Source organism: Leptolyngbya sp. FACHB-321, assembly GCF_014695975.1.
In the GTDB taxonomy this organism is placed as follows: domain Bacteria; phylum Cyanobacteriota; class Cyanobacteriia; order Leptolyngbyales; family Leptolyngbyaceae; genus Stenomitos.
Genome location: NZ_JACJPI010000058.1, coordinates 491,974 through 508,811 on the forward strand (window position 1 = coordinate 491,974; position 16,838 = coordinate 508,811).

Sequence of the window (16,838 nt, forward strand, 5' to 3'; positions counted from 1 at the left end):
AGACTGGCGGGCACACAATGGCACAAAATGTGGTGCTTCGGAGGGTGCTGTAGCCAGACGACATTGGTCTTGTGCTCGGCTCCCCAAACAGACTCATAAGGCTAGCGAACAGTTCTAAAACCAGATACTTGAAATTTCTCAACATCCCAACGCTGGGGTGGGCACACAAGTCCTTTTGATTTAATGGAAGACTGTACTAGGAGTGGATAGACATGCCAATGGTAATCGTAGGCATAGTTCCAATTCGTTTCATGTACGCCTACATCCACAAAGTAACGTCCGTGGTTTAAATCGAGTCGATCGAGCTGCAACGTAATTTGTCCTTGCCCTTGTACCATAGGTAGAGTTAGCTCCATCACAGCAGTGTTGGTGTCGATACAAGTCTGACCGTCCTCATGACTCAGGGTGACGCTAAAGATCGGAGCAGCAATGGGATCGGGCGAACGATACCCAATCACAATCTCAAGGGGATCACCACTTTTTATTTCAGCGCCTGGTCGTAGTTCCACATCAGTAATCTCAATTTCTTGAGAGCCAAAGCGGTTTTGGTTTACTTGCAGTTCGATGCCTGATCGCGTTAATTGTGGTGGTCGTATGGGCGTTCGGCGTAGCGTTTCGGCGTGCATTTCACTCACATATTGACCAGCCACTACTTTTGGCTCACCGTAAGCTATAACCTGCCCATGACGTAGCCACAATGAACGATCGGACAGTTGCTGTACTTGTTTAGCACTATGCGAAATCAAAACGATTGCGCAGCCCTGTTCCTTTAATTGAGCAATTCTTCCTAAACACTTTGCTTGAAAGGCAACGTCACCAACTGAGAGAAATTTATCTACTAACAACACATCAGGATGAGTATGCACTGCCACGGCAAACGCCAGCCGCATCTGCATTCCAGTGCTATAGGTGCGGACAGGGCTATCAATAAATGTCTCAAGCTCAGCAAACTCAACGATCGATTGGAAGGATCGTGCCACCTCGCGCCGCGTTAGCCCCGCTACGATCGCAGTGACGAAGACATTCTCTCGTCCGGTCAAATCACTATGGAACCCAGCGCCTAAATCTAATAATGCTCCAATTCTGCCATGCCTTTTCACGCGTCCTTCATCAGGGCTACCAACACCGCCAACAAGCTGCAACAAGGTGGATTCACCTGCGCCGTTGTGCCCAATAATGCCTAACATCTCGCCAGGCGCTACTGTAAAACTGATATGGCGTAATGCCCAGAACTGTTCGACGGGTCGCATTTTAAGGATAATTCATGAATACCAATGATTGAATTACTCTATGTTGCCAAGACAAGGTTTCTTTTCAAAACCTTCATAGTCCTTACTGTCATTCTTGATTAATACTAGTTTTGCCAGTGAAGCAGACGACCCAGAACAAAGGGGAACCCACCGTAGATTGAATAAAACCCAGTGCATCCCAATGGAGAACGCTTTCACTTCTTCGCAAGCTCAGTGAGGCTATCCGGATGAACTTCACAATTTTCATCAACGAAGCAGGGGTGTTCGACTTGAGCAACCTGGACGCTTATTCGAGCCGCTCCTAGTTCTAGTCAGCGCCAAAAAGTAAAAGCATGATTCACTCTGAAAAGTCCTGATAGGGACTGATTTGGGTGAACTGATCATTAGGTTGAGAGCAAATAAATCAATGCACCAGTGCACTAAAGATGACACACTTGACCAAAGTGGTTGAAGCTTTCCTCAGTATTTCCACTAAAAACAAAAATCTTGAACAAGCCTCTGTACTTTAAGTGAAGTTCGGCAAAATCTTCCGGATGAACGCTCCAGGTATTGTAGAAAGAACGTCTTAGTACTCTCAGTACAGTTACCAGGCAATGTTCTAAATTTGCTTTAGACATCACACTCATCAAAATTGCCCAACTTCGATCCAACTGAATAGAGAATGTTGTCTCAATAAAGCCCTTCAGAGGAAATAATGAGCTATTTCGTTATTGTTTGGATTGTTCTACTTTCTACTGGCTACTTAATTGGCATTGGGTTGCTCAATGTCTTTCAGATCAGCTATTTAACACGAGCTGGCGATCGTCTAATCGTCTCTGTGTGGGTAGGAACTGTCACACTGGCGATCGCGCTCTTAGCAACCGCTCTCATTCTTCCTTTATCTCCACTTGTAGGAGCAGGCGTTGCAGGAAGCTTTTGTTTGATAGCATTGTTGTCAAAACGCACTCGAACAGAACTGGTGGCGTTAAGACCAAAGGTATCGAGAAAGAAAATTTTTGGCTTCTTGGCTTTGGCGATCGCGATCGCGTCTCTAATGACTCGTCAAGTTACTTGGTACGACACGGGGTACTACCATTACCAAGTAATTCAATGGCTAGAAAAGTTTGGCACTGTTCCGGGTGTAGCCTTACTATTTCCCAACTTCGGCTTCACCTCATCCTGGTTTGCCTTTGCTGCACCTCTCAATGCTGAAATTTTTGATGCCCGCGTTAGCGCAGTTACCAACGGCTTTGTTTTCCTCATCGCCACCTTACAATTCTTCATTTGCTTAACGCACTGTTTGAAGCGTAAAGCCTACTTAAGTGATTGGTTTATGGTAACTTGCTCACTCATACTTTTACCAGCCTTAATGTTGGTAAGTTCGTTAGCAACCATTTTAGTATCGCCCTCTCCAGATATTCCGGTCATTTTTCTTGTAGAGGTTACGGTCTGGTCAATTTTAGGACTCTCTACTTGTAAAGAGCCTTCTCCAGCCAGCAGCGAAAGAGCGATTGAACCTGAAGTGATTCCGCTATTCTTAGCAGCAGGAGCCGTGACCGTAAAACTGACCGCTTTGCCAGTTTTATTAATCTCTAGCTTATTTTTTATTTTTATTAGAGGGTTTAAAGCACGACGATTTTTGATCGCAGGCGTAGTAATCACAGTAGCGATCGCCCCGATGCTCATTTCTGGAGCCATTACGTCCGGGTGTCCAATTTATCCATCTTCTTTGTTCTGTCTCGATTTACCCTGGTCGCCAGCCCTGGAAGAAATTAAACAGACAGCTAATGGGACGCATGGCGTAATAACTTGGGCAGACTCACCGCCATCTGGTATCCATCCTTGGCTCTGGTCACTTTGGCGCTGGTTTAACTCCTCCATCCAAAGGCAATTCATGGCTTTCTTAGTTTTATTCTCAATCTTTCCTGCAATCTACCTTGCAAGAAAAGTAAAAATGGACCGCTTCTCTGAGCCGCTTTGGGTGATATTAATAGCAGTTTTAGGAATCGTATTCATCATACTGCAATCCCCTTTCTTCAGGTTTGCAATCCCCTACCTCGTTCTTTTACCTGCTTTAGGCATGGCAATCTACTTTCAAAATAATTTTGTGGCTGCCTTTAATAGGGTTGTTGAGCGGCTAAGCTCACAGTTCCCTTTGCGAAATCTCTACAGATTTATGCCTATCATCTGTCTTTCTTTAATCGCTGCAATTATTACAAGCTACGCCAGCATTGACTCATCTCAATTATTGTTGCCTCCGCAAATTCAGAGGATTTCCTTTGAGAAGAAACAAGTCAACGATATTACGTATTTTTCTCCAATTCAGAGTATTTTATGTTGGGCAACTCAGCTTCCTTGCACGGTTGAAATCTCACCCAATGTTAAACTGCGTAATTCGGCAGAGGGCATTGCGGGCGGCTTTGTTCGCATCCGAAATTAAGGTGACGATCTATTTGATTATGCTGTAAAAACGGTATAGGTAATCCAGTGAGGCTCTGAAAGGGGTTTTCAGCCTATTTGTAGGAGATCCTTCAAGGCGATCGCTCTTTTCTCCTACGACAGATTGAATTGAGTTATCCCTTAGAGACTGCAACAATACTGCTATTGATGTTGCGATCGAACAGCACGCGTGATTTAAACAGGATTCTGAAGCGTAGCCACAGCGATCGTAATTCTCCTAGAGCGCAGCGGCTTTTCCACTGCCTCAGATGATAGGTGGAAATGACAATATCAACAGTGGGGGTGAACACGCCACCAAGTACTGCCTCAGAAGCCGATCGACTTAAGGTCAGCAACTACTATCGGATCACTACGCGAACCACGTACCTGTAACAGCAAAATAAGTTGAATGATGCCGACTACCGGTATGGTCAACTCTAGAAAAAATAACCCCAGGCTAAAAACGCCATTGAGCCAAGTACTGAGGTTGAGCGTTGAGAGCGATCGCCAGAGTAAATAACGCATTGTTAGCACAGCCAGAATACTGATCACTAAAGTTCTTGACTAGGGGGCTGGACGTGGGGCGACCTGCATGATCACCAATGCTACCAATAGGAGCGCAACCGCCTAAAACAGCAGGTAGCCCTCAACTATCATGGGCGCTTCTATCCCCATCGGTGACTGTTCCTGCAACTGGTTTAAATGTTGAAAAATCTGGCTGGTTGTCCCTTCTTTAGCAAACCATGCCGCTACGATCGCCCCAGCTAAAGCCACACCACTCAACATCACGGCATTAGCAAGCTGAACACGAGAAACTTGTTGCAAAAACAGTTGAGGAGAAAGCCTAGCAGCAGGCTGAGAGTTTATCATCACTTTGCCCGTAATCTTTTTTATAACTGAAGCATAGACAAGGCATACCGTTAGCAGTTTTGCCATTTGTCGCAGTATCCACTGACGTTGCAGGTTCAAGATGAGGATAACCTGAGAACTTTCTGAGATAACGTTGTAAATTAGACAAACAGGTCTGATTAGCGTTTAATGCCGACTATGTGAGTAGTTAGGGGTAAATTATTTAGAAGCCGCATTTCGTCTTTGCGTTCGGCTGAGAGTCCTATGCATCGCTGGGTTGAGCGTAGTCGCAACCCGGTCTCTAAGTAGAGCTTAACTTAACCCTTCTACTTCCTATAGCAGTCCTAAATCAGTTGTGAGATTGAGAGACTTTGTGAGAAAGGATTCCACTGGAATCCTTTCTCACAATCTAGATAGGATCGCTATAGTTAATTTCTAACTGATAGAACATTATGAAATGTATTCGCTGTAGCACTGACAATACATTAAAAGATCGAACCGACAATCAAGGTCGCTGCAAAAATTGTCAGCATCCGTTTGCCTTTGAACCAACGGCAATGGGAACAGTTAAAGTGACAGACCCCATGTTCGCCAAAGCGATCGCCGATCTTTCAGCAAACAATACGCTCTTTTTCACACCCAAACAGTTTTTATACTTTTTTGACAAACGACTACGAACCAAGAATTTGTTGTCTGCTAAAGGCTGTTTGCTTCTCTACCTTGTAGTAACCACATTTATGACGCTGGTGGTGGGTTCTAATCTCTTTACTCATACGGTTAGTGTCTTAATGGCATCCCTCCCTGCAATTGCTATTAGCCTTGTTGCTATTGTCATTTTGGCTTCTACCAGCCAATCTAGAAAAACAAGCAATAAGGCACGTCAGAGTAGTGCGAAAGCACTGCAAATTATTGGAGGCGTTATCTTAGCGGCTGGAATAGGTGTAAGCATTATAGGCAACTCTTTTCCGCTTTTTGCTATTAGTGTTCTTTTAGGCGTTGGGTCGTTTTATTATGGCAGGCGGCAGAGTCGTCAAATGTTGATTCATCAGCAGCTAATAGTTGATGCTGCTCTCTTTCAGGGATGGCTCGATCGCTGGCAGCAAATCAATGGTTTCGCAGCGAATATGCTGCCGCCTGCTCGTGAAGACCGCACGCCTGCTACCGTCAATTCAGACATCACTGCGTATAGCTTTGATCGCTTAGTCGTTTGTAGCAGCGCTGCGATCGCCCAAATTTTGATTGCCAATAATTTTCATTTTGAAAATAACTGCGCGATTCTTAGCATTACAGGTTATCCGCAAAGCATTTTTGACACCACTATGGGAATGTTGCGCCGCAATCCTGAACTAAAAGTGTACGCCTTTCATGATTGCAGTGCTAGAGGTGTAGGCTTGGTTCATCAACTAAGAAGCAGTGCTAAATGGTTCCAGAATAGCAGTGTTGAAATCTTTGACGTAGGCTTATTGCCACGACAGATTTTCCCTAGCAAATCTATGTTTATTCAAAATACAGCCGATGCGGTTGAAGCAGCGAAACAAATGTCTCCTGAGGTGCGATCGAGCTTATCAGAAGATGAGATTATCTGGTTGGAAGCAGGCAACGTAGTTGAGCTGGAATCCTTTACGCCTCAGCAGCTTATTCATATTCTCAATCGTGGCACTGTTAGCAGCCGAGAACTAGGGAGCGATGACAGCAGCCTTATTTCCATTGACAGTAGCTATGGCAATTCTTACTACGCGGTTGAAAGTTTTGGCTAATTCTAATTATGGAAGTCGGCAACGGTTATACCGTTAACTCTTGACTCCAGGCAGGAAACTCAGCTCCTGGTTGGCGACCATACAGTTGCACCTGCGTAATAAAACTGGGCTTCAGGCGTGGCAGCATTCCGTTTACGAAGTCAACCATTTGTTGTTCGCTAGGCGCTGTTTCTGCTTCAAACAAAATCTGCAAACTGTGATCCTTCAGGTTCGCTTTAGCGGTAATACCATCTGGCTGTAGTGCCTGGTTAATCAGCGTGGTTAGCTGCTGAATGCCATCTTGAGGCAGCGGTTCATCGGGTACTGACGTTGCATTCAGATTAATCGCCCCTTGCATGGTCGGTTCGCGATCGCTTTGCCGTGGCAGTAAGACCTCCAGCGGCGGGATATCTTCTGGCTGTATTGTTGTCAGCACTTCATCTGTCAGTGTTGAAATAACAGCGAGTCGGTTTGCTTGTTGTTCAATAGTTTTCTCAAACAAATTTCGTACCAGTCGAGCATTGCCAAACGTTCGATCGCGGTGATCGTAGAGTGTATTAAGTAAAGCACGGAGCGTTTGATTAGCAGCCTCAGTCGGCTTAAAATGGCTATCTTTGCAAAGTTTATTGAAAATGGCAACGAGTTCGTCTGGTGTGTAATCTTTAAAGTAAAAGTAACGATTAAAGCGTGATTTTAGACCCGGATTAGATTCCACAAACGTTACCATTTCGTCTGTATAACCAGCAACGATGACAACTAACCGATTGCGGTAATCTTCCATACGCTTAATCAGCACATCGATCGCCTCTTGCCCAAAATCCTGGGTTGAATTGAGTGGTTTCAAGGCATAGGCTTCATCAATAAACAGCACACCATCTAACGCAGATTTAACCAGTGCATCAACCTTCTCCGCCGTGCCGCCAATGTGAGAGGCAACCATACCAGCACGATCGGTTTCTACTAGATGACCTTTTGCCAAAAAGCCTAGCTCTTTAAAGATTTTCCCCATCAAGCGAGCAACCGTTGTTTTGCCAGTTCCCGGTGGTCCAGAGAAGACAGCATGAAGTGAGGTCGGTGTTTTTGCCATGCCACGCTGCGATCGCGCTTGCTGCACTCGCAGAAAATTGGTCAGCGTTCTCACTTCAGTTTTAATATTCTCCATGCCCACCAGCTTGTTCAGTTCAGCTAATACATTGTCAACATTCTGAACGGGTAGCGAGAAGTTTTCAGGAGCAATCGCTTGAGCGTACGTTTCAGCACTATTGTAAGAGTGCAGCAATTGCCAGATCTGGGATAATGCTTCCATTTCTTGCATTGTCACTTTGCCATCTGCTTTAACAATGACTTGAGCAAAGCGGTAAAGTGCGTTAACAACTTTATCTAAATAATTAGCACCTTTTTCTTCGTCAAACTTGTTCAAAACCGATGGTAGCGCTAACTGCTCAATCTGGTTTGTGCTATTAGTTAATTCCAGGAGCAGCCTTAGCATCTCTTTCTCAGTGTTTCGCCTCACTTCACTGGAGGTATCCCATAAGTCGATCGCAATATGCAGCTTTTCTGTATCCCGCTTAATTAACGCAAAGACAACTAGAAAAGCGAGTAACTCATTGGATGTTAGCTCACCGTGACTGCGCCCACAGATTTGCAAAATTTTTGCCAAATCGGTTAAGACTAACCGCTCAAAGTTGCCTCCTTTTTCCAATAACGGTAAGACAGCTTTGTATAAAAGGTTAGATTCTTTTTTAATCTCCCGATGGTTCATAGATGTCTCCTATAAGAATTGAAAGTGGCAAACCGAAAGGCAGGGCGCGACTGTCGCTATTCTACCTGACTCAAAAAATGTCGCCTGTGGCGCTAGGTACACCTATACCTATCGCTTCAGGATGATGGATAGGCGTGAGAATTTTTGCTGAATAATTCGCATCTAGCTGCCCATGCCAAAAGCCTCAGTCCAGATGCTTGTAGTTTTGGCAACTAAACCCCAGCTACAGAGATGCTAGCGCAGTCATGCTTAACGAGCTAGAAACTGCCGCCGCAGGTTGTAAAACCCTTGCCTGCGGTAGTCCGTGTCAGCGGACTTTGTTGATGTAGTCGCGGTTTTAACCGCCAGACCCTTTTCAAACAACCTCTTAGATCGATTTAGCGTATGGGTTTAAGCGCCAGTAGTGAGGCTTCAACGTAAGTGTGCAGCTAAACTGATCGGCGGTCAGAATGACTCAATTCAGAATGGCTCAACTCAGAATGGCTCAACTCAGAATGGCTCAACTCAGAATGGCTCAACTCAGAATGGCTCAACATCAAGCGCCTTGATTTTTAGCGTTGTCTCAAGGAACTGCCTGTTATGGTTTACGCATTTTAAGAGAAGGCTGGTGCAGTTAGCGTTGCTGTACTCAGTAATTTGACGGAGTGACACCTCATGGAGCGTCTCTAGGGCTAGCTCAAGTCTTGTGAGTGTATTCCCCTTAACAAAAAGCAATTGCCCACTCTCGCCTCTAGTACCCAAAACGACTGAATCGGTTTCTAGAGCCTTCAACGAGGACTGGCTGACCCTGTACCCGCAGTAATCAAGTCAGTTTTGATTGATCAGACTGCTTCAACAAGGCGTCAGGTAGCCTGATCAAGATTTGCTATCATAGCGTTTTCGTAATTTATTCTGTTCTCGCCGTGCTTGCTTAAAGGAGATTGTAAGTCCGGTCGCCCTTAACTGCTAGACCAATGCTTTCAACAATGACGTTCATCACTAGCTTTCTAGAATCGCTGTGCGATCGCGAAACAAGGAGAGATAGCTGATGAAAGTGATCCTCTAGTTTTACCAAACAAAAAACACGCTAGTTCTCTTTACACCAGCAAGCATTAAGGTCTCTACGCTCTGGATTAAGAAATGGTGTCAAGTCCAAAGATCATCATTTCTTCTGATTCCCTTTAGTTCGGTGCGGGATGAGAATGGTGTTGTCTTAGTTTGCTCTGTCTGCCAGGAGTAGCAGCCTCACATATGGCAAGAATTTTAATTGTTGAAGATGAGATTGTGGCTGCCTTAATGATTCGAGCTTTTTTGGAGCATTCGGAACATACGGTTGTAGGAAGTGTGACATCAGGAACGGAAGCCGTTCGACTGGCAGCCGAAACACAACCTGATCTCGTTCTTATGGATATTTCGCTTGAGGGTGGGCTGGATGGCATTGCTGCCGCGACTCAAATTCATGAGCAGTTGGGCATTCCTATCATCTACCTCACAGCAAATGCCGAAGACCAAACACTTCAGCGTGCGGTGGCTACGGAGCCCTTTGGCTATCTCGTTAAACCCTTTAATCAGGTTGGGCTGCATACAACTATCAATATTGCGCTGCGTCGCTACCAGTTGGAGCAACAGCTTGAGCAAGCCGAACAATGGTTGGCAACGACATTAGCCAGTATTGGTGATGGCACGATCGCCACGGATGAGTATGGCTGCATCACGTTTATGAATGCAGTTGCAGAGCACCTTACTGGCTGGCAGCAGTCAGAAGCATTAGGTGCCTCTGCTGAATTGGTATTGCGTCTAATCCATGCAGAGACACGAGAAACGATCGAAAACCCGCTTTTGCAGGCAATCCGTCAGGGAGCCAGTGTCAGTATCTCTGAGCATTGTTTGCTGCAAACCAAGAATGGCTTAGAACGAGCGATCGGTGACACGGCTGCACCTATTCGCAATGACAAGGGTGAAATTACGGGTGGTGTCTTGATTTTTCAAGATGTAACCGAACGGCGGCAAGCCGAAGCGCTCTTACACCGTCGCCAGGAAGAATTTAGGGCACTGGTGGAAAACTCTCCCGATATTGTGGTGCGCTTTGATCGGGAGTTTCGCCACGTTTACGTCAATCCGGCAGTCGAGGTGGCAACTGGCATTGCTGTAGAAGCCTTTATTGGACGCACCAACGCCGAGATGGGAATGCCCACCGAGTTAGTGGAATCTTGGCGTGAGACGCTGCAAGCCGTGCTAGATACGAGTCAGGAGCAAATTATTGAGTTTCAGTTTTCGACCCCCTCTGGTTTAAGGGTTTATCAAGCGCGGATTGTGCCGGAGTTCAGCCAGGATGGCAGCGTCGACTTTTTGCTATGTGTCAGTCGCGACATTACGGAGTACAAGCGGGCAGAAGCCCTTTTACGCCAGCAGGCTGAACGGGAGCGCCTATTGGTAGCGATCGCGCAACGGGTACGTCAGTCGCTTGAGTTGGATGAGATTCTCAACACAACAGTTACAGAGGTACGCCAACTGCTCCAGACCGATCGCGTGATCATTTATCGGTTCGAGCCAGATTGGAGTGGCTTTGTCATTGTGGAATCAGTCGGAGATGGCTGGATTCCCATGCTGGGGCGACGCCTTTTTGACCCCTGTTTGGCGATGGCGGACTGTTTGATCCCTTATGCAAACGGCAACATTAGTAGCATTGATGATCTAGAAAATGCGGGGTTAGCTGAGTGCTATGTTGGTCTACTCAGGCAATTTCAGGTAAAAGCAAATCTAGTTATTCCAGTGCTGCTGCCTCCAAGTCAAGTGAACCGGAATGAAGATGGGCTAGGGCATCTGTGGGGCTTACTAGCGGTGCAGCAATGTGCGGCACCCCGCCAGTGGGATGAGTTAGAGATTGACCTACTCAAAAAGCTGTCGGCTCAGGTTGCGGTCGCCATCCACCAAAGCTACCTCTATCAGCAAACGCAGCAGCAGGCAAGGCAAGAACAAGCGCTGAGTCGAGTCATTCAGGCAATTCGCAACTCACTAGATCTCACGACAATTTTCCAAACAGCTGTTATGGAAATGGGAAGTTTGCTTCAGGTTGAACAAGCAAACATTTTGCAATATTTACCAGAGCAAGGTGTTTGGGTCCATCAAGCTAGCTATCGCCAAAGCCCAGATCTTGCACCCGTTGGCTTAGATGTAGTGGGGCTAGAAATTCCTGATGAGGGCAACCCCATTACGGCACGGTTAAAACAACTGGAAATTGTGCGGCTCGATGATGCCAGCACGATCGCTCATGAAATGACTCAAATTCTAGCGCAAACCTTTCCGGGCGCATGGCTGGCAGTGCCCTTGCAGATGAACGGTGCCGTCTGGGGCAACATCACACTGATTCATGGACCAGAACCCTTTGTTTGGCAAGACTGGCAAATTGAGCTCACCCGTGCCGTTGGGGATCAGTTGGCGATCGCCATTCAGCAGTCGCAGCTTTATCAACAAGTGCAGCAACTCAATGCCCGTTTGGAAGAGCAGGTGCAGGAACGCACTCTCCTCTTGCAACAAGCCTTTAGCTTTGAAGCAACGTTAAAGCGGATTGCTGAGCGGGTGCGTGACAGCTTGGACGAAGACCAAATTTTACGGGCAGTCGTAGAAGAACTCGCTGTCACACTGGCTATAAGCCGATGTAGCGTAGCTGTTTACGATCTACCTCAGCGCGCAGTGAATGTGCGCTACGAATATACGACGGCGGTAGAGAGCCTTCAAGGTCGCCTGATTCCCATGTCGCAGTTTCCAGAAGTTTACCAGCAGCTACTAGAGGGACAGCATTTTCAGTACTGTAATGTGGATGCGCGACCGATTCAAGAACACGTAGTACGGTTAGCGTGTCCTATCGTTGATGATCAGTCTGTGTTAGGAGATTTGCGACTCGTCAACTATGCGGGTTACGTTTTTTCGGAGCAGGAAGTCCGCCTGGTGCAGCAGGTCGCCAATCAGTGTGCGATCGCCCTGCGGCAGTCACGTCTCTATCAAGCAGCACAAGCGCAAGTCGATGAACTAGAACGGCTCAATCAGCTCAAAGACGACTTTGTGAGCACCGTTTCGCACGAACTGCGTACACCGATGTCCAGTATCAGAATGGCGATTCAAATGCTAGAAGTTGTGCTGTTGCAAACTGAAGACGGGCGATCGCGCAATGCCGCAGATCCATCTTCACTAGTGTTGCAGCCAGAGTCTTTTCAACGTGCAGCCCGCTATGTTCAGGTCTTGCGTGACGAATGCCAGCGCGAAACCATGTTAATCGACGACCTGCTCGATCTATCTCGTTTGGAGCACCAGGCTGAACCGCTCAACCCCAGCACACGGGATCTTCAAGTCTGGCTGGCTCCGCTTTTAGCGCCTTTTGTCGATCGTCTTAGCAGCCAGCAGCAACGCCTGGAAACTCGTGTGGCAGTGCCCCTGCCTCCCTTAACAACCGATTATTCCTATCTGGAACGCATTCTTAACGAACTGTTGCAAAATGCTTGTAAATACACTCCAGCAGGCGAAACCATTGTTGTGTCGCTGCAATCGGTGGAGCGATCGTCCACTCTGGCGCGATCGCACATTCAGATTAGCGTCAGCAATTCTGGAGTTGAAATTGCGGCTGACGAGCTAAACCGAGTGTTCGACAAGTTTTATCGCATTCCCAGCCTTAATCCCTGGCAGCACCGGGGTACAGGGTTAGGTCTGGCACTCGTCAAGCGACTGATTGAGCCGCTTCGAGGAGTCGTTGAGGCTTCCAGTGCCGATGGCTGGACAACCTTCACCGTCAGGATACCGCTAGAGTTTGACGAGCAAGAGAGTGGTTGATGTCTCGCCAATGCCTTTCACGCGAGCGCCATGACCTGGAAACCAGGACAAAGAGTAAGGTGAGATCGTGCGTCCTGCTCGATCATCAATGGCATATGCAAATTAAGCTGAATCGTCTTGTTCCTTCTTTCTCGCCAACACAGTAGTTTGCAGTCAGCAGCACTATCTACAGAAATTAGGCTGAAACCTAACTAGTAGAGGTGGATAGCAACATCTGGCGATCGCCAGCTCCACCTTTTTATATTTAGTTATTTGAACAAGTGTAAACAAGCGTAACAATAAGCTCAGACAAACTAAGAAAGCAAAGAATCTAGAAGCCTTGACACACAAGGGATGCAGCGCTTCTTAATATTTTGTAACTGCTTATACGAACACTCGTTTTAATTTTGCACAAATTTTGCACATTAGGCTTGCTTTAATCAATGTCAAGTTCAAGAAGCACAGCAACCGTTGATTCCTAACTGAATTAAGGTTCGCCTTCCTAAAAATTCATTGCATACCATTCCGTTGGTTTGATGGTCTACTTAAACCGTTTTGAGCGGTAGAAAAAACCTTTAAAACGCTCTTTAAACCCACTTTAAAAATTCGAGGAATACTTGAATAAATTGGGTTAGACTACGCATGGATTTTGGAAGACTGTTTTGCGATATTTACCGTATTGATTGACGCACCGTTGGTTGGCTGCAACCAAGCATCTCTATTAGAATTATTTCTGAATTTTGTTACATAAACTTTGTTTGCAAACACGCAAGGTTTATGGGCAAAGGAGAGCTTGTTTCTTCAGCCTAGCAGTTTCGTTGCCCAATTGTAGGGAATAGGTTTGCAGACAGTAAGGCTTTAAGAATTTGTGTTTTTAATGTCAAAAATACTAGGAGAAGCTGAAATGCTCGACGCTTTTACAAAAGTAGTCTCTCAAGCAGATACTCGTGGCGCTTACGCTAGCAATGCTGAAATCGATGCCTTGAAGGCTATGGTCGATGCTGGTACCAAGCGCATGGATGTCGTTAACCGCATTACTGGCAACGCATCCACGATCGTTGCAAATGCAGCCCGCTCCTTGTTTGAAGAGCAGCCCCAATTGATTCAACCCGGTGGCAATGCTTACACCAACCGTCGCATGGCAGCTTGCTTGCGTGACATGGAAATCATCCTGCGTTACGTGACCTACGCTGTGTTCACTGGCGATGCTAGCGTCCTCAACGATCGCTGCCTCAATGGCTTGCGCGAAACCTACCAAGCGCTAGGCGTTCCTGGTGGTTCCGTTGCAGCTGGTGTGCAAAAAATGAAAGAAGCGGCGATCGCGATTGCAAACGACCCCAACAACGTTACCCGTGGCGATTGCAGCGCTCTAGTGTCTGAATTAGGCAGCTACTTTGATCAAGCTGCTGCTGCCGTCGGTTAATGCTTTAACCACTAGTCATTAGTCATGGGTCATGTTGTACAAGACACATGATGGATGGCACCCTTCTTTTAACGTCAACTTGCAAAATCATTGAAGAGGAAGAATTCAGCATGAAAACCCCTTTAACCGAAGCCGTCGCAACCGCCGATTCTCAAGGACGGTTTCTTAGCTCTACCGAAATCCAAGTCGCTTTTGGACGCTTTCGTCAAGCGGCTGCCAGTCTTGATGCTGCAAAAGCATTGAGCAGCAAGGCACAGAGCTTGGCTGAAGGTGCAGCGAATGCAGTGTACCAAAAGTTTCCCTACACCACCCAAATGCAGGGTCCTAACTACGCATCTGATGCTCGCGGCAAGGCAAAGTGCGTCCGAGACATCGGCTACTACCTCCGCATCATCACCTACTGCCTCATTGCAGGTGGTACAGGTCCTCTAGATGAATATTTGATCGGTGGCTTGGCAGAAATCAACCGCACCTTTGACTTGTCCCCAAGCTGGTATGTTGAAGCGCTGAAGCACGTGCGGGCAAACCACGGTCTGAGTGGTGATCCTGCTGTTGAAGCAAATTCCTACATTGACTACGCTATCAATGCACTGAGCTAGTTTCTTGCTGCCCAGAACAACGAAAGATTGTTACTGCTGGGGGTCTGGCATGAACAGTTTTTGGGGTTCTGGGCATGATTTTTCTGCTTAAAATTTCATTGAGATTAAGGAGAAGTCATGACTAGTCTGGTAGCTAGACAGTTAGGAATTGAGCCCTTTGTAGGAAACGTACCAACAGAACTACGGGCAAATTGGACAGAAGAAGATGTGCAAGCCGTCATTCGCGCTGCTTATCGGCAGGTGTTTGGCAATGATCACTTGATGCAGAGTGAACGCTTGACTAGCGCCGAATCACTCTTGCGTCAGGGTGACATTCGGGTTCGAGATTTTGTGCGTCTTTTAGCACAGTCGGAGTTATATCGACAAAAGTTTTTTTACTCCACGCCTCAGGTTCGCTTTATTGAGTTGAATTATAAACATCTACTGGGTCGTGCGCCCTATGATGAAGCAGAGATTGCCTACCACGTTGATCTCTACACTCAAAAAGGCTATGAGGCTGAGATCAACTCCTATCTTGATTCACCAGAATATCAAACCAATTTTGGAGAAGCGATCGTCCCCTATTACCGGGGCTTTGCTACACAGCAGGGACAAAAAACGGTAGGCTTCAGCCGGATGTTTCAGGTTTACCGGGGTTATGCCAATAGCGATCGCGCTCAAGGCAAAAACAAGTCTGCCTGGTTAACCCAAGATCTCGCACGTAATCAGGCTACACCTATTCAAACAGCGTCCTTTGGTCGGGGTTTAGCAGGTGCGGCAGGCGACGATCGTGGTCAGCTATACCGGGTGCGCTTTACACAGGCTAATCGGGGACGGGCTCCCCAGATCCGGCGTAGCGTGAGCGCCTGCCTCGTCACTTACGATCAACTCTCACCCACTCTGCAACGGCTTAACCAGCGGGGTAGCAAAGTTGTGAGTCTAACGATCGCGTAATTTGAAAGACGTGAATCGGTAGAAAGGATTGATAGAAAAGTGGATGGGTAGGAGAGCCAGTACGTGGATGAGTGGGTTTCCCCATCAACCCATCGGCTCATCTACCCAATTTTTCATAGTACCAAAGCATTAAGGAGCGTCATCGTGCCAATTACAACCGCAGCCTCTCGTCTAGGAACCGCTGCTTTTAATGAAACACGCCCAGTTGAATTGCGTGCAAGCTGGACTGCGGACGAAGCCAAGACAATTATTCAGGCAATCTATCGGCAGGTCTTGGGAAACGATTATTTGATGCAGTCGGAACGTCTAACTGGCTTAGAGTCGTTGTTTATAAATGGTCAACTGACCGTGCGGGATTTTGTCCGAGCAGTGGCTAAATCAGAACTCTACAAGACCAAGTTTCTGTATCCCCACTTTCAAACACGAGTGATTGAATTGAACTTCAAGCATCTACTGGGACGCGCTCCTTATGATGAATCTGAAGTGATTGAGCATCTTGATCGCTACCAAAATGAAGGCTTTGAAGCAGATATCGATTCTTACATCGACTCTGAAGAATACACCACCTATTTTGGTGAAGCCGTTGTGCCCTACTACCGTGATTTGGTGACAACAGGTGTGGGTCAAAGAACAGTCGGCTTTACCCGTATGTTCCGCCTGTACCGTGGTTATGCCAATAGCGATCGCGCCCAGCTTGGTGGTCCTGATTCTCGGTTGGCAACCGATCTAGCAAGAAATAGTGCATCTCACATCACGGCTCCATCTGGTAGCGGTGAGGGGTGGGCTTACCAACCATCGAAGCAGGGCACAGCACCCAGTCGATCGTTTGGTAGATCCTCGCAGGGGGCTACATCCCGGCTCTATCGGATTGAGGTTGCAGGTATTAACCTACCTCGCTATCCCAAAGTCCGCCGTAGTAACAAAGAGTTTATTGTCCCCTACGAGCAACTGACAAGTACACTCCAGCAAATCAACAAGCTGGGGGGAAGAGTCGCCAGCGTTACCCTCGCGCAATAGTGTTTGGTCAAGGTGCGTTGAATGGGTCAAAAATGCTTAAGACTCAACCCAACGCACCCTTCACTGTTG

Annotated in this window: 12 protein-coding genes; 7 read left to right on the top strand and 5 right to left on the bottom strand. The window is 46.9% G+C overall.

The genetic code is table 11. The features are described 5' to 3' along the window. Window positions 1-101: 101 nt before the first annotated feature. Entirely contained in the window at window positions 102-1,250 is a 1,149-nt protein-coding gene (locus H6F76_RS12890; RefSeq protein WP_190508687.1) for an ABC transporter ATP-binding protein, read from the bottom strand. Window positions 1,251-2,007: 757 nt separating this feature from the next. Here H6F76_RS12890 and H6F76_RS12895 point away from each other — a divergent pair. After that, window positions 2,008-3,669 carry a hypothetical protein gene (locus tag H6F76_RS12895; protein ID WP_190508689.1) on the top strand — a complete coding sequence of 554 codons (1,662 nt, stop codon included), beginning with the start codon at window positions 2,008-2,010 and terminating at the stop codon, window positions 3,667-3,669. Window positions 3,670-3,802: 133 nt separating this feature from the next. Here the strand turns inward: H6F76_RS12895 and H6F76_RS12900 are convergent, their stop codons facing one another. The 3 genes from H6F76_RS12900 to H6F76_RS12910 all read right to left on the bottom strand — a co-directional run bounded on the left by H6F76_RS12900 (window position 3,803) and on the right by H6F76_RS12910 (window position 4,637). Beyond that, window positions 3,803-4,024, bottom strand: coding sequence for a hypothetical protein (locus tag H6F76_RS12900; RefSeq protein ID WP_190508691.1), 222 nt, complete (start codon window positions 4,022-4,024; stop codon window positions 3,803-3,805). Next, the gene (locus H6F76_RS12905; RefSeq protein WP_190508693.1) at window positions 3,996-4,193 is read right to left on the bottom strand and encodes a hypothetical protein; all 198 of its coding nucleotides are present in this window, start codon (window positions 4,191-4,193) and stop codon (window positions 3,996-3,998) included. Before H6F76_RS12905 ends, H6F76_RS12900 begins: the two co-directional genes overlap by 29 nt. A 102-nt stretch (window positions 4,194-4,295) precedes the next feature. After that, window positions 4,296-4,637, bottom strand: coding sequence for a hypothetical protein (locus H6F76_RS12910; protein ID WP_190508695.1), 342 nt, complete (start codon window positions 4,635-4,637; stop codon window positions 4,296-4,298). Window positions 4,638-4,969: 332 nt separating this feature from the next. Between H6F76_RS12910 and H6F76_RS12915 the strand changes: the two genes are divergently transcribed. Then, window positions 4,970-6,274: a hypothetical protein gene (locus H6F76_RS12915; RefSeq protein ID WP_190508697.1), complete on the top strand. Its 1,305-nt coding sequence runs from the start codon at window positions 4,970-4,972 to the stop codon at window positions 6,272-6,274. Between the two features lie 25 nt (window positions 6,275-6,299). Here the strand turns inward: H6F76_RS12915 and H6F76_RS12920 are convergent, their stop codons facing one another. Continuing rightward, window positions 6,300-8,015: an AAA family ATPase gene (locus H6F76_RS12920; protein ID WP_199322069.1), complete on the bottom strand. Its 1,716-nt coding sequence runs from the start codon at window positions 8,013-8,015 to the stop codon at window positions 6,300-6,302. A 1,230-nt stretch (window positions 8,016-9,245) separates the two neighbouring features. Here H6F76_RS12920 and H6F76_RS12925 point away from each other — a divergent pair. The 5 genes from H6F76_RS12925 (at window position 9,246) to H6F76_RS12945 (ending at window position 16,769) form a co-directional block, all read left to right on the top strand. Beyond that, window positions 9,246-12,818 (top strand): GAF domain-containing protein, encoded by a 3,573-nt coding sequence (locus H6F76_RS12925; protein ID WP_190508699.1) that lies wholly within the window; start codon window positions 9,246-9,248, stop codon window positions 12,816-12,818. 883 nt (window positions 12,819-13,701) lie between these two features. Then, window positions 13,702-14,220, top strand: a complete 519-nt coding sequence (locus tag H6F76_RS12930; RefSeq protein ID WP_190508701.1) for a phycocyanin subunit beta — start codon at window positions 13,702-13,704, stop codon at window positions 14,218-14,220. Between the two features lie 110 nt (window positions 14,221-14,330). Next, on the top strand, window positions 14,331-14,819 hold the full coding sequence (cpcA, locus tag H6F76_RS12935; protein WP_190450100.1) for a phycocyanin subunit alpha: 489 nt from the start codon (window positions 14,331-14,333) through the stop codon (window positions 14,817-14,819). 117 nt (window positions 14,820-14,936) lie between these two features. After that, window positions 14,937-15,752 (top strand): phycobilisome rod-core linker polypeptide, encoded by an 816-nt coding sequence (locus tag H6F76_RS12940; RefSeq protein ID WP_190450101.1) that lies wholly within the window; start codon window positions 14,937-14,939, stop codon window positions 15,750-15,752. A gap of 144 nt (window positions 15,753-15,896) precedes the next feature. Then, a complete protein-coding gene (locus H6F76_RS12945) occupies window positions 15,897-16,769 on the top strand; it encodes a phycobilisome rod-core linker polypeptide (RefSeq protein WP_190508703.1) in 873 nt (290 codons plus the stop codon). The last annotated feature ends 69 nt before the right edge of the window (window positions 16,770-16,838 follow it).